This is a genomic window from Klebsiella sp. S69 (genome assembly GCF_016516145.1).
Lineage (GTDB): Bacteria > Pseudomonadota > Gammaproteobacteria > Enterobacterales > Enterobacteriaceae > Klebsiella > Klebsiella oxytoca.
Genome location: NZ_JACVUU010000028.1, coordinates 66,357 through 87,829, shown reverse-complemented (window position 1 = coordinate 87,829; position 21,473 = coordinate 66,357). Strand labels below are relative to the sequence as shown.

The window sequence follows — 21,473 nt, the reverse complement described above, 5'->3', positions numbered from 1 at the left end:
GTTTGCCGAAAAATCCTCCACTTTGCGCAAAAAGTAGCGTTTATCCGCTTATCACTCGCCTATTCAGCCTGCGCCTGACTCTCCTCTACCTGCAATTTGGTACGTGGATACTTCCACAGCCACCGCCCGCTGACCATTCGGCAGTAAAACAAAACGCCGCGCACCGCCCAGTCAAGCACCATCCCCAACCAGACGCCAATCACTCCCATACCCAGCACAATCCCCAGCGTGTAGCCCGCCACGACGCGACAGCCCCACATGCCGAGCATGGATACCCACATGGTGTAGCGCACGTCACGTGCGCCTTTAAAGGCGCACGGCAGCGTCCAGGCCATCGCCCAAATCGGCATAAAGAAGGCGTTGAGCCACAGCAGCTCTTTCACCACCACCTTGACATCCTCTTCGCTGGTATAGAACGAAGCGATCAGGCCAGCAAACGGTGCGGTTCCCCAGGCGATCAGCGTCAATACGATCGTCGATAGCCAGAAGACGTGCCACGCCTGACGTTCAGCCTGGCCGATCTGACCTTTTCCGAGACGCCTGCCGGTAATAATTGTCGATGCGGAACCCAGGGCGTTCCCGGGCAGGTTAATCAGCGCAGCCACGGAGAAGGCGATAAAGTTGCCAGCAATCACGTTAGTCCCCATCCCGGCAACGAACATCTGAGTCAGCAGCTTGCCGCCGTTGAACAAAACCGATTCAATGCTGGCGGGAATACCAATGCCCATCACTTCCCAGATAATGGCGAAGTTGAACGGCTTAAAGTAGCTCTTCAGCGAAATGCGCAGCGCCGGGTTAAAGCCGATCATTAATACCCAGATAGTAGCCACCGCGCCAATATAGCGGGCGATGGTTAATCCCAGACCCGCGCCGACAAACCCCATGCCGGGCCACGAAAAAATGCCGTAAATCAGGATGCTGCTGATAATGATATTCAGAATATTCATCCCGCCGTTGATCAACAGCGGAATTTTAGTGGTTCCGGCTCCGCGCAGCGCACCGCTGCCGATCAGGGCGATTGCCGCTGCCGGATAGCTCAATACCGTTAGCTCAAGATAGGTCAGCGCCAGGCCTTTCACTTCTTCTGTCGCATCTCCGGCGACAAAATTAATAATTTCCGCGCCAAAAGCATGGATAACCGCAGCGAGAATAATCGAGAACAGGGTCATTATCGCCAGCGACTGTCGCGCTGCCGCCCTTGCCCGCCGCCGGTCACGCTTGCCCAGACTGAAGGCTACCACCACGGTCGTACCGAGATCGATGGCGGCAAAAAAGGACATGATCACCATGTTGAAGCTATCGGCCAGGCCAACGCCCGCCATCGCTTCTTTACCGAGCCAGCTGACCAAAAAAGTACTCAGCACGCCCATCAGCAACACGCAAGCGTTTTCCAGCAAAATCGGGACCGCAAGAGGACTGATTTCACGCCAGTAGAGGACGCGATAGGTCTTGCGTTTTTTAAACCAGGACGTGCGTTCGACGGACTGGCGTAATGCGGAGGTGACGTTCAAGGGAGACCTTAGTGAGAAAAGTTGAAACTACATTTCAAATGATGATAGAGAAAAGCTAATCCTGCAAAGCATTTTTCCCGATAGATTGTCGCTAATAACAACAATTTGTTGATGGATGCGCCAGTTGCGCGGCGGAAGGCGAATTGATGTTTGACAAAAGTTTTTTCGCCGCTAAGATACGACTCCACAACGATTCCTCTGTAGTTCAGTCGGTAGAACGGCGGACTGTTAATCCGTATGTCACTGGTTCGAGTCCAGTCAGAGGAGCCAAATTCCTGTTTTCAGCTATCCTTGCGAATCTTTTTCAGATATTGATTCAACAGGCTAGCATGGGAACGCATCTCGGTGCATTTCTGGTTTTTTCTCCTCCGTGCCGGGAAATGCGGGCACTATCTTTGTTGCGCATAGCATGTCCCACTTCTCCCTTAACAACACGCCAATTGTCAGCCTGAAGCCTGCGAAGATTTTCACATAGCACGAACGTTATCTTCTGGTTAATCCTGACGGCAGATCTGCATCGAGTGGCCGTTCCGTGCTTGAGCACCTCAGATGCACCCGGTAGCGGGATCATTTCTCTGTACGCAAGAGCTGAATCGATCATTATCAGCAGGGGCAATCATTTACTCGGCTGTCTGTTTTGCGGGGGCAATGAAGGAAGAGAACAAAATGCACCAGTTGCATACCTGCTACTTTCACATTTATTCATCGATATATTGAAAGTAAAGAAATATCTGCTACAGGTATTCGCCAAAACTCCTGTGCTCACCAGACGTAGTGCGAGAATACGCTAAACGAGAGGATACGATTGAAGGCTATTATGTGAAAAATAAAAACTGCGGCCATGATCCGAGCAATGGCCTGCTCCCATTATCGCCAGTATGCCAGACAGCTTTGATTTTATATTGACAGAAAACTATCCGCTCAAGCCTGTTTCGGGCACATCAACGCACGTTGCAATGAGACAAGGTTTTAGCAAACAAAATATTAACGATACGAATCAGCATTTTTTTACCATCTGCGGTAAAAATCTTTCCTTAGTATCGGAGTATCGGGTCCACTTTCACCATCGTCGCATAGCAACATTTTAGCAAAATTCCAATGCCATATATTCGATTCCATATTCGGCAAAGAGAATACCACGCCAGCGCTCCGTTTAACGCTTCATCACCATAAACTTTATTAATTTTCACTGGTATCTTCGAGTTTACCTTTAATATTCTCGTGTAATATATTGGCAGCCCTTGTACAAAGCTCAGCGAAAATAGCAATCTCTCCCTGCGACATACAGGATGCCACCTGCTCAGCCATTATGCGCCTGCTGGACTCTGCAGAATTCAGGAATTCAATACCCTTTTCCGTAATCCTCGTCAGCATTTCTCGCTTGTCGCTTTCTGCCGACTCCTGCTCAACAAAGTGCTTATCTTTCAACATCCGCAGGATCTTGGACATTTTACTACGCGCAAATCCGAGCTTTTCACCAATTGCGCTTGGAGTCATCGGCTGGAACTGACGTAAAATATACAACGTATCGTATTGCGGCCAGTTAATACCATCAGGATTAATCAACGATCGACGTGCAACAAGTACGCATTGCAAATTCCCTAAAGCATCTTCAAATTGACGATTCAATGATATTTCGCGCTCGGAACCACTAGCCACTTTTTTATTCATTTCCATACATTCTCCTGATGCCGTATACAATAAGTTAAGCTTACCATTTTACCATAACCCTTCAAGGAATGAAAAGTTATCATAACCTTCGCCCCTATTAATAACATAAGAATCATCCTGCTAATCCTGAAAGATATATTCTCTGTTCAAAACATCCTCATAATCTATTAATTCAGTTATCTTGCCATCATTTATTTCAATCACATTAACATATAACAAAGAGAACTGTTTCCCATCTGGCAGAGTATTCCCATGTAGTTTATATTCAACAATGACGACATCGGGATTATTCGTATAGTGGAATCGTTCATCCTCTATAGAGGTAAAGCGTAAGGGCGCAACGCCAAAGCCATTAGCATAGTGTAAGCGAATATTTTCACGGCCAACAATCACCTCTCTATTGCGACGGAAAGGCAACGACAAACGTCCATTAACAGAGAAAAGGGATGCCAGCTTATCCGATGACTTCTCCATCACTGCCGAAATATATTTATCAAATAGTGCTGGAACCATTGTATTATCCTCTTGATGAAATTGATAAACGGTTTGCTAGACAATTTCTTTCTGCCGCTGGAAATAAACAATCATACGTTTGAAAGTCTCCTCCGACAGTTCAGGAAAGCGCAAGCCCAGTTGTGTAATACGCTTAGTCGTCTCTGGATTACCATAGGCGTTATCGCCAGTATCCAACAAATTCTCTTTAAAGAGATGAATGACCGGCCCCAGCGCAACCTCGCGCCCTTGGGTGACACACAGCTCAAGTTGTTGCAACCACTCGCCGTCAGAAGTCGTTTCTAACGGATAGCCCAGAGAACGAATCGCCCGATACACCGGGTCAAACCGGATGCTCTGAGGATGGAAAATATGGAAGTTCTCCTGTCGAGTAGCCTCTGAACGCGCTAAAGCAACTATCGCTTCAGCGACAAAGTCGACAGGCAGCAGGTCCGTTGACAGGGAAGACGGATCGGGCGCCAATCCCATCTGGATAAAGCTTTTTATCTGTCGCCACAAAAAATCATCGCTCTGGCAGGCCCCAGTTCGATTGTCTCCGCCAATACGTCCGATGCGAAATACGTTAGCATCAAGTCCTTGTTCTCTGGCCTGTATAACATAGCGTTCAGCCACCCACTTACTTTGCGTATAACCAATCGACAGTGCTTCCGGATGCCCCGGCACACAATGTTCCACGATAGGCGATTCAGGATAGCGTGGAGAAAATACGGCGATAGTGGATAAATAGTGGAGCGTTTTTCGTCCGCCACAACCGCAGAAAGCTAAAATATTTAGCGTACCCTGCACATTTGACTGTTTAACAGAAGAATAAGAGAGCAAAAAATTAATCTGTGCGGCTGCATGGAATACCGTGTCCACTCGCTCTGCCAACCGACTATACGCGTCAGGGCTTAATCCTAAATCGCGCTGACCAATATCACCGAGACAAACTTCAACCCGGGAAAAATCAATCTCATCGGCGATTCCGTAGCGCATCGCATTTTCACGTAAACGAGCCAATGCGTGCTTATCTGTCCTGGCTCTTACCAGGCAAATCACGGATTGGGTCCCGGCCAATAGCAGTGAACGCAGCAGGTAGATGCCTAAAAATCCTGTCGCCCCGGTGAGCAACGTCAGCCCAGGGGTTGAACACTCTCCCCCCTGCCAATGTATGCGTTCGTATCCATCCTGAACAAAGGAACGATCAACGGTATCGACGGGCCCCTTTTCACTGACAACATAGCCGTCGATGCACTCTGCCATAGCCAACAACGTCGGATGATTAAATAACAAACGTAGAGGAATATCGCAATTGAATGCCTTACGGAGCAGAAAAACCAGCTGCGTAGCCAACAAGGAATGTCCGCCAATGGCGAAAAAATCATCGTGCAGTGCGATGTGACGACCCGGAAATAGCGTTTCCCATAGCGCCCTGACCTGCTCCTGCGTTTTCGTCAGAGACCGTTCTGGCATCTGCGCGGATGATTCAACGATAATATCCACCTTAAGCAACGCCTTACGATCGATTTTCCCACTAGGGGTAGTAGGCAGCTTATCCAGAAAGACCAACTCTGTGGGAACCATATACTCCGGCAGAACCAGGCGAAGGCCGCGTTTGATCTTATCCTTTTGATTGCTTTTATCATCCATTAAGCCAGCAATAAAAGCGACGAGCTGCTTGCTTCCTGAAGTATCTGCCCTGCCAACTACCGCTGAAACCTGCACGCCTTCCAGGGCATTGATGGCCGCTTCTACTTCAGACGGTTCGATCCTAAAACCGCGAATTTTTAACTGATTGTCTATCCTGCCAAGATAGCTGAACCGATCGTCATGCTCCAGCCTCACCAGATCACCGGTACGATACGCGTGGCAACTTTGTGTGGCAAAGCCCTCAGCAGAGATAAAACGTCGAGCGCTTTCTTCACTTTTATTGTGATAGCCGGGAGAGAGAAAATCGCTAACGATGAGCAGTTCACCGGCGACACCGGCGGGAACCAGCTGCAAATGCTCATCCACCACCAACAACGTAAATCCGGGTAGAGGGTAACCAATGGACGCTGCATCTCCCCATTTATCGCTTTCCGGTGGCAGCACATACGCGGAACAGACGTGACTTTCTGAGGGACCATAGAGATTAATCAGGCGAACGGGTTGCCTGAAAAAATGTTTAATATCCGCGGTGAGTACGAGCTGTTCCCCGGTGGAGTAGACCTCTTTTAAACTCGGGAATTGCCTGTTGGCCAATACGCTCAAATGCGCGAACTGTTGCAAAGCAACATAGGGAAAATAGAGACGATTAATCCCCTGCTCCTGGATAACCTCTTGCAGAAGATCCAGATCTCTCCGTTCTTCTTCACTGGCAATATATAAGCACCCACCGCCAGCTAACGTGCCGAAGATCTCCTGAACCGAGACATCAAAAGAAAGTGACATAAAATGCAGAGTACAATCTCCTTGATCGCACTCAGAAACATCTCGTTGCCACTTAATCAGGTTATTGAGCGTTTTATTTAATAACCGTACTCCCTTGGGCTGCCCGGTTGAACCTGATGTATAAATGATATACAGCTCATCGTCGGGCATTCTTTTGATATAAGAGTATTCCCCAGGGTACTCCGGGGGAATATCATCGATTAACAACAGAGGTACGGAGCCAGACACTGGGAATTTTGCTACCAGCGATCGCGTCGTAGCGATGCAATCCACACTGGCGTCCTGCAACATGTAACCAATTCGCTCTTGCGGGTATTGCGGATCGATCGGAATGTAGGCCGCGCCGGTTTTTAACACGCCAAACAGAGTGGCAATCGCCTCGGCATTCCTTTCCAGTAATAATGCAACACGTTTGCCAGGTGCGATATTTAACTGCTGCTGTAGGTAAGCGGCAATCTGCCCTGAACGTTCCGCTAACCAACCATACGATCGTGTGCCATTAGCGGTAATTAACGCAGTATCCGCAGAGTGGCTTATAGCATGCTGATTGAAAGCCGCCAGGGCGTCAAATCGCCAGGCCTCCGTGCACGATTTAAGACTAGATCGAACAACCAGTTCACGACTTAACGGTGCATCCAACAGCCTCAGGGATGACAGTAATACCTCGCCGTCCTCACCCATCGCGCTTAATAAATGGCGAAAGATTTTCAACCAGTAGTCAATGGTCTGCGGGTGATACAACGCCGTCTTATACTCCAGCGTCAGCTTCCACTGCGGTTGCGCTTCAAAGAACAGCGTCAGATCGTATTTTGCCATCTGGCTAAAATAGTCATCCAGCATGACTTTAAAAGGCAAGTCGTTGAAAATATCGCCCCGGGTATCGGGCATAACCAACAGTGTTCTGAATAGAGGACTGTCCTGCCCCGCGTTTTCACGCGACAGTGCGACAATTTCATTGAAAGGGAGCAGCTTATTGAAATGTGCGCCAATAAAAGATTGACGTACCTTTGCAGCCAGCGTGCTGACCGTGTCATCTTCATTGACCTGCACGCGAACCGGCAGAGTATTGATCATATATCCCGGCGTTTCGGCAAACTCGCTGCGATCCCGCAGAGTAAAAGGCACGCCAACGGTAATATCGTTCTGCCCGCTCATACGGCTGAGGAAAAATTGCCAGCACATGGACATATACATAAATGGAGTCATTGACAACGATCTCGCGTGCCGCTGCAGTGAGTCCGCTTCCTGTTCGTTCAGCGCCAGCATGGTATAGGCGGCTTTGGTATCTTCCCGAAGACGACGGGGAAAATCGACCGGGAGGTCCGACAAGGGTGGAGCTGGATGTAGTGCCTGTCGCCAATAAACCCGCATATCTTCGCACTCAGCCGCCGCAAGGGACGCGGCCTGCCAACGAGTAAATTCCTGATAGCTTCCCGTGCCGTTAAACGCTGGCAGAACGCGCTTCTCGTCAAGCGCACAATAGATTCGCAGCAAATCATGCAAGACAATACGTACTGAGGGGGCATCAATAATGATGTGGTGGAAGCAGCATGCTAACCAGGTTGTACCTGAGTCTGAACTGAGCATATTAATGATACTCAGCGGCCCCTCAGCTAATGATAAACGGCTAGCCGCCAGTTGTGCCGTGACGGATTCAGGGGTTTCCGTCTGCTCTGGTTGTCGATGGGAAAAAGAGAGATATCCATCAGCGCCGATACGCTGTTGTAATTTACCGTCAAGATAAACAAAACGCGTTCTGAATATTTCATGGCGCAAGGTCAGCTCAGCCACAGCGCGCTGCATAATATCAGCGTCCAGTGTCGCATTAACGGTCAGCAGCACCGGCACGTTATAGCATTGGGGCTGCTCCAGCGTATTATCCAGCCACCACATTGCCTGCTGCCCGGGCGTAGCTGGCAGATACGTTACCGCACTTTCTCCACACTCCTTGTTCAAACAGCCCTTTTTTGACTCGCCGCTATTGAATGATGGCATTTTATCCCCCTCTTAAAATTCCCTGTAAAATCCTTCCTGTTTGCTGGTAGTCCCAACTCCAGGTATTAGAGCTTTTGCCGTTGCCGAATGGTCTGAGCCAGCGCAGCAATAGTTCCGGCAGTGAAAATGTCCGCCGGCGAGACAGACAAATTAAATGTCTTGCTTACCATTGACGCCAACTTTATGAAATGTAATGAGTTACCACCCTGGTCTAGTAAATTTTCGTGCGGGTTAATCGCCTCTGAATGAATAATCGCCTGCCAAATCGAGAGTAGCTGTTGCTCAACGTTGTCCATATTTACACCTGCTCCAGTAAAGAATTTTTTAACCGTAAACGATCTTTTTTACCGTTAGCGGTCATTGGCAGTACCGCCAGACGGCTAAATTTTTCAGGTATCATCCAGGCAGGAGCATGCATTGCGAGGTGATTCTTTAAATCCGCTACGGATAGCCCGTCATCCTGCGTGACATAACAAGCATGTAATCGCGGTTCATCCGGCGTCTCCTCTACCACAATCAGCACATCTTCTACAGCGTGATGTAAGCGCAACAGGTGCTCAATACCGGCGATATTGATGCGGAAGCCACGTATTTTACAAATATGGTTGCCTCGTCCGACCAGGACGATATTGCAATCCTGGTCGTAAGTTGCCCGATCATCGGTACGATAGAAAAGCACGTCAGTGCCTTGATACGGTATGGTGATAAACCTTTCCGCCGTCAGTTGCGGATCGGAATACCCCAGAGCCACTCCAGCCCCTGCGATAAATAATTCCCCATATTCACCGCAGGTACAGGGTTGCAACCGTTCATTGAATACCACCATCTCAACCAGAGGGAGTGGAGTACCAACCGGCACAGGAGATTCACTGGATAATTGCTCCTCCGACTGAATATGATAGAGAGACGAGATCGCTGAATTTTCCGTGCATCCTAATCCATTAAATATTTTGGCTTTACCGGCCTGCACCGCCACGCTAAATAAGCGAGGATTGACAAAGTCTCCCGACACCACCACACAATCAGGTATATGCAGTGTTTCGACCGAAACCTCGACAAATAGCCGGAACAGCCCGCCAGAGAGGAATAGCATCGTCACGTTATCCGATTCGATCTGCCGTGCCAGGGCCATTAAATCCGGCAAGCCAGGCGGCGCAATCGCGAGACATGCTCCGGTCAATAAAGCCATCCAGATTTCATTAGCTGAGGCAGCGAAAGAAATATCTGCAATTTGCAAATAGCAGTCCCGCTCGCTATTCCCCAACGCCGGTACCGGCAGACCCAGTCTGGCAATCCCGCGATGAGCAATCAGTACGCTTTTCGGTTTTCCTGTTGAACCAGAGGTCATCAATATGAGCGCCGGATCATCAGCACTTAATACCGGGTAATTCCCGCTTCTTTGTTGCGTGCAGTTTTGTATCAGCGTCCTGCTCGACAAGACGTGCCATGCTCCGCCGGGCACGCTTGTTACATCATCGCTAATCAGGTATCTGGCTCCCGCCGCACTTAAAACCTCACCAATATAGCGTTCGGGACTATTCGAGTTCACGGGAACCATAACAGCGCCTATTTTCATGAGCGCCAGCATAAAAATATATAACTCCGGGCTACGTTCTATTTTTATTGCAACGATATCGCCTTTTATCAGGCAATTATTTTGCAACACAGCAGCCAGCGCTGAACATTGCTCAGCAAGTTCTCGATAGGTTATTTTTCTTTGATCGAAAATTAACGCAACCCTGTCCGGAAAACGTTGCGAAATCTCATCAAATATATCAGGGACAGCCTTTAACTGATAGACATATGCTGAATGCGTCATCACTCTCTCCTGGAGAATTAGGAACGTTCACACGCATAAAATCTTCTCTTGAAGAAGAAATTAAAGATCTAAAGAAATGCCGCCAGCTTACCGTGAGATGCCTCTAAGCAAACACCGCAAAACAAGCAACATATAAGCAACACAAGCATAACTAAGCGTTGCTTTCAATAGTCTATCTTCGAACCTCACCCTCAGTCAATTTGATTTCCAAAAAAAAATCATATAGCAAAAAATAAAAAACAAACAAAAATAATAACCATAAAAATCAATAACATGAAAAAAACATAAATCAAATATAATTTTTTTTGATTGACACAAGGCACCCATTGGCGTGCAATATTTGTGCAAACCGTATCGTCTTTCATGTCCAGTAAACAGACAAGGAATAGCACTTTCTCATCGCTTTTTTGTTAAAAAACAAACGAAAAACCTGTTAAATTTCGAGTGAGAGATTAGAAATGACATCATTTCCTGGCAATAAGTCCAACTGGCAACAGCCGTTCTGGAGCGATAAGGACATGCTTGCCCTGGTCAAAAGTGAATTAGACAATCTTCCAGAATTATTAAGTTTTGCAGAAATAAGTGAACTCAATAAAGCATTAGCCGCCGTTTATGCAGGAAAAACAATGATATTTCAGGCCGGCGACTGCGCTGAAAGAATTTGCGAATCTGGCGCGTTACATGTACGGAAAAAATTGATCTTCCTTGAGCAAATGTCCCGCGAATTCTCAACACAGACGGGGCTGCCGATATTGACGGTAGGTAGAATTGCCGGTCAATATGCTAAACCCCGCTCGCAACAAAACGAAGTCGATGGCGACAGGGTACTTCCCGTGTGGCGCGGTGATTCAGTCAACCGGCCCGAAGCGACACCAGAAGCCAGGCGTAACGATCCGCAACGGATGCTGCTGAGCTATCGTGCTGCTGCGGAAACGCTGGCCGAAATTAAACGTTACGAACGGGAATATCCCCGCGATATTCATCACATTTGGACCAGCCATGAAGCGCTGTTGCTGGACTACGAAACCACTCAAATCCGCACTAATCCCTACGGAGAATCATACTTAGCAAGCACCCATTGGCCCTGGATCGGCATTCGTACTCTTGCGCCTGACAGCCCACATATCGCCATGCTGGCGAATATCGCCAACCCTGTTGCCTGCAAGATTGACGCCAGCGTAACGCCATCGTTCATCGCGACACTTTGCCGACAGCTCAATCCTCAGCGTATTCCTGGGCGTCTGACTTTTATTTCGCGTTTTGGCCGTACACACATTCATCGGTTGGGCGCGTTGATTCAGGCCGCACAAGCAACCGAAACGCCGGTGTTATGGATGTGCGATCCAATGCATGGGAATACCGGGAAAACGCGGGCGGGCAATAAACGCCGCGAGCTTAGCGACATGATGGCTGAAATCTCCGGTTTCCTGAGGCAGGTGAAATCACATAACGCCTGCGCCGCTGGACTCCATCTGGAAGCAACGCCGAATCCGGTCATCGAATGCTTCTGTGAAAATAATCACCCTGAAGAACATGAACTTAAGCAAATTCTCTGCGACCCACGCCTGAACGTAGCGCAAACGCAGATGTTATTAACTCACTGGAAAGAGGGACAACATGACTTTTGATAAAGATTATATTGCCGTTATTACCGGCGCATGCGGTGGCATTGGCGAATCCGTTGCCCACGCGCTGGCGAAAGAAGGGCTGTCACTAGCGCTTCTTGATAATAACGCCACTCAGCTGGCAACCCTTGTAGCCACACTACAAGATAACCATCCGCAGCCCATTGCAGGCTTTACTGTAGACGTTGCCGACGACCGCTGCGTAGCAGAGGCCTTTACCGCAGTCGGTCATCAACTGGGCCCGGTAGGGTATCTGGTCAACGGCGCCGGCGTACTGTGCCACGCCAGCGTGGCCGAAACACAACCTCAGGATTGGGCGAAAACATTTGCCGTCAACGCGACTGGCGTATTTAACACCAGCCGCCATGCGGCCAATCTGATGATGGCTCAGCGTAAAGGCAGCATCGTAACTATCGCCTCAAATGCAGCGCGCGTGCCGCGGGCGACGATGGCCGCCTACTGCGCTTCAAAAGCCGCTGCCCAGGCATTTACCTATGCTCTGGGGCTGGAGGTCGCTCCGTATGGGATCCGTTGTAATGTTGTCGCTCCCGGCTCAACCGATACGCCGATGCTGCGCGGCATGTGGCATAGCGAAAGTGACAAGCAAAACACGCTCAACGGTAACCCACAACAATTTCGCATTGGTATTCCACTCAACAAAGTCGCTACGGCGGAAGAAATTGCTGCCGCGGTCTGCTTTTACCTGTGCGAAGAATCAGGGCAAACCACGCTATCAACGTTATTGGTCGACGGTGGTGCCGCACTCGGCAGCTGCTAAGCGTACAAGGAGAATAACATGGAAAAGATACGGCCCTATCCATTGCCGACAGAACGTCAATTACCCAAATCAATTGCAGACTGGCGACCCAACAGTTCAAGAGCGGCGCTACTCATACATGATATGCAGCGTTATTTTCTCGATTTTTACACTGCTGACGCCTCGCCGATAGCGCAGGTCATCGACAACATCTACCGCTTGCTTAGCGTCGCCCGACGTCTGCATATTCCAGTATTTTATACTGCCCAACCCGGCGACATGACGCCACAACAGCGCGGCTTGCTGCACAGTCTATGGGGTTCAGGCATGAACGGCAGCCAGGAACATAAACAGATTGTTCCTCCGTTGACGCCTCTGGAAAATGAGTGGGTATTAACGAAGTGGCGTTACAGCGCCTTCTTTAACTCTCCTCTTCTGAGTACTTTGCACGAACTCAAATGCGATCAGCTGATCGTCTGCGGCGTTTACGCCCATATCGGTTGTTTGTGCACAGCGCAAGAGGCCTATTCCAATGATATCGAGACATTTTTTATTGCCGATGCGCTCGCCGATTTCTCCGAAGAAAAGCATCGTCTAGCGCTTGAGCTAGCTGCGGAAACCAGCTCAGTCGTGCTGTCAACCCGACAAGCTATCGACGCATTGGAACATTAAAGATCCTCACGGCACTTCAGGAGATGATGATGTTATCTAAAGATTCAGCAAATCCCGACGAGCTTTCGGCTCATCTGGCCAATCTTGATAGACCCTTTGCCTGTATTTACCGCCCCCAATGCGAACCTATCAACGCAGTATTGTTTCTTGAAGGGGATATTGAGCTAAGCCAGTCCCTTTCAGAATTAGCGCTGGATCCTCCCCTGGACGCGACGGGCAAATGCTCATTTAACAAATTGATATTATTGCCATTTAATCAGCTGAAAGAAAAAGGATATGCCTGCATTGACGATGGTGAACAGACGATCGTAATGCACATTGAGCGGCAAGACTATTATCCTATAGATTCATTTATCGCAGCCATTAATGACCATGATATCAAGCCACGAAACCTGCACTTCGATCTTGATGACCAAACGTATGGCGACATTGTTGATACCGTGATTGATCAGGAAATCAGCTCCGGGGAAGGCAGCAACTTTGTGATTTCACGCAGCCTGGAGGGCGATATAACCGACTTTAGTATCCGCCACGCGCTGACGCTGTACAAACGGCTGCTGCAATCTGAATGCGGATCATACTGGACATGGATGATCTTTACCGGCAGCCGCTATTTCATGGGTAGTACGCCTGAACAGCATATCCAGGTTGATGAGCAGAACGTGGCGATGAATCCTATCAGCGGCACATTAAAATACCCCGATACCGGGAATATGGCGCACGTGCTGGATGATTTTCTGCAGGATAAAAAAGAGCGCGACGAACTATTTATGGTGGTAGATGAAGAACTCAAAATGATGAGTAACATCTGTCAGCGTGATATTCAGGTATCCGGGCCGAAGCTCAAGGCTATGTCGCACATCGCGCATACCGAATATTTTCTCCATGGCAAATCAGATCGCAGTCTGAAAGAAATCATCAGGCAATCGCTATTTGCGCCAACAGTGACCGGCAGCCCAATAGAAAGCGCCTGTAAAGTTATCGCCCGGCGAGAACGCCGCGGACGCGGTTATTACAGCGGCATCGTTGCTATAACGGGTGCGCAAGAAGGTAAACGCTATCTGGACTCGGCCATCATGATCCGCACGGCCGATATTTCCGCTCAGGGACATTTTCGGCTTACGGCGGGTTCAACCATCGTCAGAAGTTCCATCGCGCAAAGTGAAGCCGGTGAAACACGCGCCAAATTACAAGGGCTAATGCATTCGTTCTTCTCTGAACCAAGCGCCGGGACGCCAAACCGGACAGGATTGTCTGCAGAACTTTGCCATCGGGCTGACCAGATACTGGCACAACGGAATGCACGCGCCTCCGCCTTTTGGCTGGATAACTCGCAATTGGGCCCGCGCACTCTACTCTCTCATCATGCCATCACACTGATCGACATGGAGGACAACTTCACCGCCATGATTGCCTATCAGTTACGCAGCGCGGGTTGCGCCGTCACCCTCATTCCCTGGTATGACTGTCCGAGCAAGCTAACGCAACTCACCGATCGCGACATCGTATTCATTGGTCCCGGGCCTGGCGATCCAACCAATATACAACTCGAAAAAATACGCGTGGGCCGAAAAATTATTGCGCAACGGCTCCGGGAGCAGCGTCCGCTAATCGGAACTTGTCTGGGACATCAGTTAATTTGCGCCGAATTAGGCATTCCGATCGAGCGGCTGGTCAATAACCGTCAGGGTAGCCAACATCAGATATCCATTCAGGGAAAACCTCATACCGTTGGTTTCTATAACAGTTTCTCCGCACTACATCAGCGGCCATGCTGGTACAGCCCGGAGCATGACAAAACAGTCCAGCTGGAGCGACTTCCTTCCGGTGAAATTGTCGCATTATCGTCAGGCAATGTTGCCTCCATACAATTTCATAACGAATCATTCCTGACGCAAGACGCATTTTCTATTTATCAATGGCTGATACAGAACGCCTTAACAACAACGGCAACTCTTAGCCAACAAGATGCCGTTTAAAAGGAAGTGTTGAAAACCGACATTCGGAGAGAGCTGACATGGAAAATAAATCAGTATCATTACCTACCGGTAATGACTTTTTAGCGGGTCTAAATGATGGGCGAGAAATATGGGCTTATGGTGAAAAGGTGGACAATGTTATTACACATCCAGCGTTTCGCAATTCAGCACTGTCCATAGCTAAATTATACGACGCGCTCCATGACGAAAAGTATCAGGCTATATTAACCACGCCTTGTGATACCGGCAGCGGTGGTGTCACCCATCCGTTCTTCCGCGTTCCTCATTCTGTTGAGGATCTGATACGCGATCGCGACGCAATCGCGCAGTGGGCACGGCTTAGCTATGGCTGGTTGGGAAGAAGCCCTGATTTCAAAGCGTCGTTTCTTACGACTCTGGGCGCCAATCCCGAGGCCTACGGCGAATATACGGATAACGCCAGGCACTGGTACAAACGTTCGCAAGAGGAGCTACTTTACTGGAATCATGCCATCATTAACCCCCCTATCGACCGCAATCTCCCGCCCGACCAGATTGAAGATATCTGCATTCACGTCGAAAAAGAGTGTGATGATGGCGTAATTGTTAGCGGTGCCAAGGTGGTTGCTACCGGCTCAGCTTTGACGCATTACAATTTCATCGCGCATTACGGTTTACCTGTCAAAAAAAGAGAATTTGCCCTGGTATGCACATTACCCATGAATGCCCCAGGACTGAAGCTGGTTTGCCGCCCCTCTTACTCCTTAGCCGCCGAAAAGGTCGGCAGTCCTTTTGACTATCCACTATCCTCACGCTATGACGAGAATGACATGATCTTCATTCTGGATAAGGTGAAGATTCCCTGGGAAAACATTTTTATTTACGGCGATACCGCTAAAGCGGCCACGTTTTTACCCAGTTCTGGCTTCCTGCACCGCTCAACCTTCCACGGAGTGACGCGTCTGGCGGTAAAAATTGATTTTATTTGTGGTTTATTCATTAAAGGCGTGGAAGCCACCGGCGTAGCCGATTTCCGCGGCATACAGACGCGCGTCGGGGAAATGCTGGCCTGGCGCAACCTCTTCTGGGCCATAAGTGATGCTATGGCTAAATCGCCGAACCCCTGGCACAACGGCGCCCTCCTGCCTAACCTGGATTATGGTTTAGCCTACCGTTGGTTTATGAGTCTCGGCTATCCACGGATCAAAGAAATTATTGAACAAGATCTTGGCAGCGCGCTTATTTATATCAATTCGCATGCCAAAGATTTCGCTGCGCCGGAACTGGAACCTTATCTGAAAAAATATATGCGGGGCTCCAACGGTATGGATGCCGTTGAACGCGTCAAGCTCATGAAGCTAATCTGGGACTCCGTAGGAACAGAATTCGCCAGCAGACACGAACTCTATGAACGAAATTATACCGGTAGTCATGAAAATGTTCGTATCGAGCTGTTACTCGCCGCACAGATGTCGGGGCAGGTACAAGAATATAAAGGTTTCGCCGAACAATGTATGATGGATTATGACCTGGATGGCTGGCTGGATCGCGATTACCACTGGCCTTTAGACGAATAAGATTAACGGGACAATACATCAGTATAATAATGGGCATGCATCACATTATTGCCAGTCTCTACTGGCTGTCCCGACCACCATTTCTCACTCTATCCGGCAATGTTTGCGCAACCATTCTGCGGTTAATGAATGGCGACAGGCCAGCATCGATTCGGGTGTACCGCTAAACAATAATTCCCCCCCTTCTTGCCCGGCATAAGGTCCAATATCAATAATCCAGTCAGCCTGAGCGATCAACTCCATATTATGTTCAATAATAATGACGGTGTTTCCGCGCGCTACCAGTCGGTTAAATAGTTTCAACAGCGAGGCCACATCACTGGGATGAAGACCCGTGGTTGGCTCATCGAAAATATACATGTCACTATCATGATTTAATTGTGACGCTAACTTCAGCCGCTGGCATTCACCGCCTGAAAGATGATTTAACGATTCACCCAAGCGTAAATATCCCAACCCGACTTCGACCAGGCTACGAAAAATTGGCCTGAGCTGTGGCTCATTCAGGAAAAATTCGCCGGCATCATTAATCGACAGGGATAATACCTCAGCAATACTTTTTCCCTGATAACGATATTTCAGCGCTTGTGGGTTATAGCGCTGCCCCTGGCAGGCCTCACATGGCAACGTAACCGTATCCATAAATGCCAGATCGGTTTGTATTACCCCTAGCCCATTACATTCCGGACAAGCCCCTTTGGCGTTAGCGCTAAACCACGACGCTGACACATGGTTTTTTTCGGCAAACAGCGAACGGATCGTATCAAATGCACCGCACCAGGAAGCAATATGCGATCGAATTGAGGTATGTATCGGTTTTTGATCGATAACGATCGCCTCCGGACATTGTGGCGCCAGGGCCCCCATAACGAATGAACTTTTGCCCGATCCAGCGACTCCCGTCACAGCAACCATAACGCTTAAAGGCACGTCTACCGATAAGTTATGCAGATTATGCAATGTGGCGTTTCTTACCGAAATATAACCTTTGGCACATCTCGGTTTCTTATTTATCTCTGCCCGTGAAGAGAAATATCGACCCGTCAAGGTTTGGGATTGCTTAAGTGCCGACAGGTCGCCCTCAAAGACAATATTCCCGCCTTGCTTACCCGCTCCTGGCCCTAAATCAATAACATGCTCGGCTATCGCTATCATGTCCGGGTCGTGCTCCACCATCAGAATGGTATTGCCTTTGTCGCGTAGTTTTCCAATTAAAACATTCAATTTCACTATATCTGCTGGATGCAGGCCGGTACTGGGTTCATCAATTATATAAACGATCCCGGTCAGACTACTTCCCAGATGTCGGACCATTTTCAACCGCTGGGATTCACCGCCCGATAAGCTAGGGGTCGTACGGTTCAAATCCAGATATCCCAAGCCTACTGCACACATGGCATCCAACCTTTCCAGTAATGCTTCGATCAGCGGCCTGACTTCAGGATAATCGAGCTTTTCTACAAACAGCTTTAACTCTGTGACAGGCAGCGTTGCGCATTCGCCAATATTTTTCCCTCTAATCCGGCAGGAAAGTATTTCCTCGTTAAGCCTCATACCCTGACAAGAAGGGCAAACCTGCAAACTAACGACGCGCTGAAATTCCTCAGTTTTAGTATCTTTAGTTTCTTGTTTTAAATAACTTCGCGTAAAGCGCGTAATGACGCCTTCAAACTTTGCACTCTTAGGCCAACCGGCTAACGGCGCTTCAGGAGTGAGATTATCCGCATAAAGTAATAATTCTCGCTCCTCTTTTGAATAATCCGCGATTTTTTTATCGGCATCAAAAAGCCCTGAATAAACATAACGTTTCCAGCGCCATGAGCCTGGCGCAAAAGAAGGATAACGAATAGCGCCTTCATTTAACGACAGATTTGAATCAATCAGATGGTTGATATCAATAGTACTGGCAATGCCCAACCCGTCGCATGTCGCACACATCCCCGCAGGATGATTGAATGAAAAAACATTCGAATAACCTACGAAAGGTTCGCCGACACGAGAAAAGAGTAGCCGTAGCAGGGTATAAATATCTGATGCGGTGCCCACCGTCGAACGTGCGTTGCCACCAATACGTTTTTGGTCAATAATAATGGCCACCGACAGGTTTTCAATTTCATCGACTTCAGGATTACCATAATGTGGTAAGCGATGGCGAATAAAAGGTGGAAACGTGTCATTTAACTGTCGCTGAGATTCCGCTGCTATAGTTCCGAATACTAAAGAACTTTTTCCCGATCCGGAAACACCGGTAAAAACTGTTATTTTATTTTTAGGGACCTCTACATCAATATCTTGCAAATTATTTTGCCTTGCACCAATGATTTTTATAGCGTCATGGGTTTTCATCACACTATCCTTTTTTACCTGTCAATAACAATGCCATGATGGCAATTAAACAACATCCCGCGATAATCAGCGACATCGGCAGTAATGACAACGGGTCTCCAAATCCAAGCAGTGACGGGGTTATCGCAGCGATACCAAACTGAAAAGCCCCTAAAATAGCAGAACCCGTTCCCTTTAAGTGAGAGGATGCCGCCATGGCCATACTCGCGGCATTGCCAAATGTCAAAGCCATAGTAAACATCATCATTAACAGTAGTACCGCCGCGATCTCAAACTGGAAATGAGAAATATTGTCAACGATACAAAGCAATATAGATATCACCAGCGTGCTTATCACCCCCATTGTTATGAGGTTATCTTCACCAAATTTCATAACATAGCGAGCGCTGACTATACTACCAAACATCATTGCTCCGGCGTTGATAGAGAATATTACAGCGAACATTCCTGAGGATAAATCGAATGCCGATTGATAGATAAATGGTGATGCTGATATATAAGCAAATAGCGCCCCAAACTGGATTGAAAAAATTAGAGTATAACCAATATATTTCTTATTGCTTAGCAACTCGATAAACTGACTGATAAACTCATTCAGATTGAAAGGTAATCGCTGATGACGGGGTAAGGTTTCGCTAATAAAATGACTACTGAGCAGAGTGGAGACTAATGATATTGTAGCCATAAAAACAAAAACTACCGGCCAGATAAACCATGCAGCCACTCCACCAAGTAATGGTGCAATAACAGGGGCGATCCCCTGTATCGCTAGCACCAGGTTAAAATATCGAGCGGCTTTAGTCCCCGGGCACAGATCAGAAATAATTGCTCGGGAAAGAACGATACCAGCAGCTCCTCCCAGTCCCTGAAAGAACCGTGTAACAATGAGCAGCTGAATGTTCGTAGATATAGCGCCTGCTAATGAAGCGATGGTTAATAGGGCCATCCCGCCCAGCAATAATTTACGTCTGCCGTAATGATCGGATAATGGTCCAATAAACAGCTGCCCAATACCTAAGCCCACCATAAAAGCGGTAATGCTAAGCTGAACTTTGTCAGGCGTCGTATGCAGATCGCTGGCGATAGCTGGAAATAAAGGCAAGTACATATCAGTGGATAATGCAGCAACGGCGCTAAGTAAACCCAGAACAATAACGACTTTACTGGAAAGCAAACCTCTACTTTCATCTCTGAACATCGTACTGACTGCCGATGCCTGAACTTCTTTCGGTCGCATGATGAGCGTAATCCTTTTACCATCTGTGGTCTGTAATAACTATACCACCAGCGAAAGTAATTGCAAAAAAGAAATCAAAATTCATAGATTACAAACTTAAATCGATATAAAACAATAAGATAAATAAATAATGCTTGTCTGCTTTCAAATTTAATTACCAAAAAGACATATAATGCATGTTACACTCACTCAGATGTAAATTATTGAAAGTCGCGATATCAATAACTTTTTTCGTTATGAGGAGTGCTCTTGAGCAAGGAACAGATAACCACGACATAGTTCATAATGACCGAGGTCCTGGAGTGTCATACATCCGGAAGGGTAGCGCTGTGCGCAGCTGAAGGTGAAAGCTCACTTACGCGGAATGATGTTGCGGGAGCCGTCAGAAAAACACTCACCTTCACTGTTTACCAAAAAACGTCTCTTATCTCTCTTCTACCGTTGCCGTTTGCTGACGCCAGGCGACAACCTCCTCACTAAGCCAGTCCTTAAAAAGCACAGCTTCGTTTTTCTTTTCTGCAACTTGCGATGAGACCAGCCAGTAAGGCCACGGATAAGGCGCGGTGAAAGGGGTAAGCTGTTCCAGCTCTCCTCGGGCAATAGCATCCTGGACTAAAGAGCGGCGTTCCAGCGCAACACCTTTACCGAGCCGGACGGCCTCCAGCACCAGATTTGAGTCGTTTATGCATAGCCCGCCGGGCACAATCTCTCTTTCAAGCCCAGCCTTGATACACCAGGTTTTCCACGATTCCATGGAAAAGATAATCTTGCTCTGCGCTATCTCTGACGGCGTACGGGGTAGCTCACCGCCGTTATAAGATGGAGCAGCCACAACGATAAGTTCATCGGAGAAAAGATAATGACTCTCCGTGCCTTCCCAGTCCCCTTTTCCCATGCGGATGGCCAAATCTGCCCCTTCCTGCTGCAGATGAGTGACCGCCAGGTTTGCCTGTATTCGCAGCGTGATTTGAGGGTATTTCACCCGAAACCGCTCAAGACGAGGCAAAAGCCAGTGGCCTCCAAAAGAGGGTACCACCGCTATCGTCAGCTCCTGTCTGCGGGGCTTTACCTGCACCAGTCGGGTGGCGTCAGCGATATGGTTAAGGGCCTCGCGTACCTGCAAGGCGTAGAGTCGTCCCTCTTCATTAATCTGCAGGCCGCGACCGTGACGAATAAACAGCTTTAAGCCGACCCTCTCCTCCAGCACTTTAATCTGCTGACTGATAGCTGAGTGCGTAACGTGTAGTTCTTTCGCCGCCAGCGTAACGCTGCCAAGACGAGCCACGGCTTCAAAACTACGTAAACTCGCAATTGGGGGAAAATCCGCCATGTTACTACTCCCTCACCGTGACGCTTAAAAGGTGACCCATAACCTGTCAG

The 21,473-nt window shown here is 48.4% G+C and carries 15 protein-coding genes and 1 tRNA gene; 6 read left to right on the top strand and 10 right to left on the bottom strand.

The features are described 5' to 3' along the window. Positions 1-59: 59 nt before the first annotated feature. A complete protein-coding gene (locus tag IAE27_RS24285) occupies positions 60-1,511 on the bottom strand; it encodes an EmmdR/YeeO family multidrug/toxin efflux MATE transporter (RefSeq protein ID WP_064371999.1) in 1,452 nt (483 codons plus the stop codon). Positions 1,512-1,519: 8 nt separating this feature from the next. Continuing rightward, positions 1,520-1,699: a DUF5951 family protein gene (locus IAE27_RS30010; protein WP_219620557.1), complete on the bottom strand. Its 180-nt coding sequence runs from the start codon at positions 1,697-1,699 to the stop codon at positions 1,520-1,522. A gap of 6 nt (positions 1,700-1,705) precedes the next feature. Between IAE27_RS30010 and IAE27_RS24280 the strand changes: the two genes are divergently transcribed. Further along, positions 1,706-1,781, top strand: a tRNA-Asn gene (locus IAE27_RS24280). 909 nt (positions 1,782-2,690) lie between these two features. On the opposite strand, the gene IAE27_RS24275 is transcribed toward IAE27_RS24280, so the two are convergent. The 5 genes from IAE27_RS24275 to IAE27_RS24255 all read right to left on the bottom strand — a co-directional run bounded on the left by IAE27_RS24275 (position 2,691) and on the right by IAE27_RS24255 (position 9,921). Continuing rightward, positions 2,691-3,188 carry a MarR family winged helix-turn-helix transcriptional regulator gene (locus tag IAE27_RS24275; protein ID WP_004103545.1) on the bottom strand — a complete coding sequence of 166 codons (498 nt, stop codon included), beginning with the start codon at positions 3,186-3,188 and terminating at the stop codon, positions 2,691-2,693. 114 nt (positions 3,189-3,302) lie between these two features. Continuing rightward, a complete protein-coding gene (locus IAE27_RS24270; RefSeq protein WP_004103546.1) occupies positions 3,303-3,695 on the bottom strand; it encodes a nuclear transport factor 2 family protein in 393 nt (130 codons plus the stop codon). A 36-nt stretch (positions 3,696-3,731) separates the two neighbouring features. Continuing rightward, the gene (locus tag IAE27_RS24265; RefSeq protein WP_200092907.1) at positions 3,732-8,102 is read right to left on the bottom strand and encodes a non-ribosomal peptide synthetase; all 4,371 of its coding nucleotides are present in this window, start codon (positions 8,100-8,102) and stop codon (positions 3,732-3,734) included. Positions 8,103-8,167: 65 nt separating this feature from the next. Next, complete coding sequence (locus tag IAE27_RS24260; protein WP_053065005.1) at positions 8,168-8,398, bottom strand: acyl carrier protein; 231 nt, start codon at positions 8,396-8,398, stop codon at positions 8,168-8,170. 2 nt (positions 8,399-8,400) lie between these two features. Continuing rightward, positions 8,401-9,921 (bottom strand): amino acid adenylation domain-containing protein, encoded by a 1,521-nt coding sequence (locus tag IAE27_RS24255; RefSeq protein WP_064398710.1) that lies wholly within the window; start codon positions 9,919-9,921, stop codon positions 8,401-8,403. A gap of 458 nt (positions 9,922-10,379) precedes the next feature. On the opposite strand from IAE27_RS24255, the gene IAE27_RS24250 reads away from it, so the two are divergent. The 5 genes from IAE27_RS24250 to IAE27_RS24230 are packed head-to-tail and all read left to right on the top strand — an operon-like array spanning position 10,380 to position 16,510. After that, positions 10,380-11,549: a 3-deoxy-7-phosphoheptulonate synthase gene (locus IAE27_RS24250; protein ID WP_200092906.1), complete on the top strand. Its 1,170-nt coding sequence runs from the start codon at positions 10,380-10,382 to the stop codon at positions 11,547-11,549. Then, on the top strand, positions 11,539-12,324 hold the full coding sequence (locus tag IAE27_RS24245) for an SDR family NAD(P)-dependent oxidoreductase (protein ID WP_017145607.1): 786 nt from the start codon (positions 11,539-11,541) through the stop codon (positions 12,322-12,324). Before IAE27_RS24250 ends, IAE27_RS24245 begins: the two co-directional genes overlap by 11 nt. A gap of 18 nt (positions 12,325-12,342) precedes the next feature. Next, positions 12,343-12,975: an isochorismatase family protein gene (locus IAE27_RS24240; protein WP_004103554.1), complete on the top strand. Its 633-nt coding sequence runs from the start codon at positions 12,343-12,345 to the stop codon at positions 12,973-12,975. 23 nt (positions 12,976-12,998) lie between these two features. Continuing rightward, entirely contained in the window at positions 12,999-14,954 is a 1,956-nt protein-coding gene (locus IAE27_RS24235) for an anthranilate synthase family protein (protein ID WP_227685297.1), read from the top strand. A gap of 38 nt (positions 14,955-14,992) precedes the next feature. Beyond that, a complete protein-coding gene (locus IAE27_RS24230) occupies positions 14,993-16,510 on the top strand; it encodes a 4-hydroxyphenylacetate 3-hydroxylase family protein (protein ID WP_004103557.1) in 1,518 nt (505 codons plus the stop codon). An 84-nt stretch (positions 16,511-16,594) separates the two neighbouring features. Here IAE27_RS24230 and IAE27_RS24225 read toward each other — a convergent pair whose 3' ends face one another. The 3 genes from IAE27_RS24225 to IAE27_RS24215 all read right to left on the bottom strand — a co-directional run bounded on the left by IAE27_RS24225 (position 16,595) and on the right by IAE27_RS24215 (position 21,423). Beyond that, positions 16,595-18,856, bottom strand: coding sequence for an ATP-binding cassette domain-containing protein (locus tag IAE27_RS24225; protein WP_016808351.1), 2,262 nt, complete (start codon positions 18,854-18,856; stop codon positions 16,595-16,597). Positions 18,857-18,860: 4 nt separating this feature from the next. Further along, positions 18,861-20,093 carry a multidrug effflux MFS transporter gene (locus IAE27_RS24220; protein WP_004113876.1) on the bottom strand — a complete coding sequence of 411 codons (1,233 nt, stop codon included), beginning with the start codon at positions 20,091-20,093 and terminating at the stop codon, positions 18,861-18,863. Between the two features lie 424 nt (positions 20,094-20,517). Continuing rightward, the gene (locus IAE27_RS24215; protein ID WP_108704838.1) at positions 20,518-21,423 is read right to left on the bottom strand and encodes a LysR substrate-binding domain-containing protein; all 906 of its coding nucleotides are present in this window, start codon (positions 21,421-21,423) and stop codon (positions 20,518-20,520) included. Between the last annotated feature and the right edge of the window lie 50 nt (positions 21,424-21,473).

Coding starts and splice junctions, on each gene's coding strand:
- IAE27_RS24245 (WP_017145607.1), top strand. CDS start 11,539: ATGACTTTTGATAAAGATTATATTGCCGTTATTACCGGCGCATGCGGT.
- IAE27_RS24265 (WP_200092907.1), bottom strand. CDS start 8,102: ATGCCATCATTCAATAGCGGCGAGTCAAAAAAGGGCTGTTTGAACAAG.
- IAE27_RS24275 (WP_004103545.1), bottom strand. CDS start 3,188: ATGGAAATGAATAAAAAAGTGGCTAGTGGTTCCGAGCGCGAAATATCA.
- IAE27_RS24220 (WP_004113876.1), bottom strand. CDS start 20,093: ATGCGACCGAAAGAAGTTCAGGCATCGGCAGTCAGTACGATGTTCAGA.
- IAE27_RS24255 (WP_064398710.1), bottom strand. CDS start 9,921: ATGACGCATTCAGCATATGTCTATCAGTTAAAGGCTGTCCCTGATATA.
- IAE27_RS24230 (WP_004103557.1), top strand. CDS start 14,993: ATGGAAAATAAATCAGTATCATTACCTACCGGTAATGACTTTTTAGCG.
- IAE27_RS24215 (WP_108704838.1), bottom strand. CDS start 21,423: ATGGCGGATTTTCCCCCAATTGCGAGTTTACGTAGTTTTGAAGCCGTG.
- IAE27_RS24235 (WP_227685297.1), top strand. CDS start 12,999: ATGATGATGTTATCTAAAGATTCAGCAAATCCCGACGAGCTTTCGGCT.
- IAE27_RS24240 (WP_004103554.1), top strand. CDS start 12,343: ATGGAAAAGATACGGCCCTATCCATTGCCGACAGAACGTCAATTACCC.
- IAE27_RS24270 (WP_004103546.1), bottom strand. CDS start 3,695: ATGGTTCCAGCACTATTTGATAAATATATTTCGGCAGTGATGGAGAAG.
- IAE27_RS24260 (WP_053065005.1), bottom strand. CDS start 8,398: ATGGACAACGTTGAGCAACAGCTACTCTCGATTTGGCAGGCGATTATT.
- IAE27_RS24225 (WP_016808351.1), bottom strand. CDS start 18,856: ATGAAAACCCATGACGCTATAAAAATCATTGGTGCAAGGCAAAATAAT.
- IAE27_RS24250 (WP_200092906.1), top strand. CDS start 10,380: ATGACATCATTTCCTGGCAATAAGTCCAACTGGCAACAGCCGTTCTGG.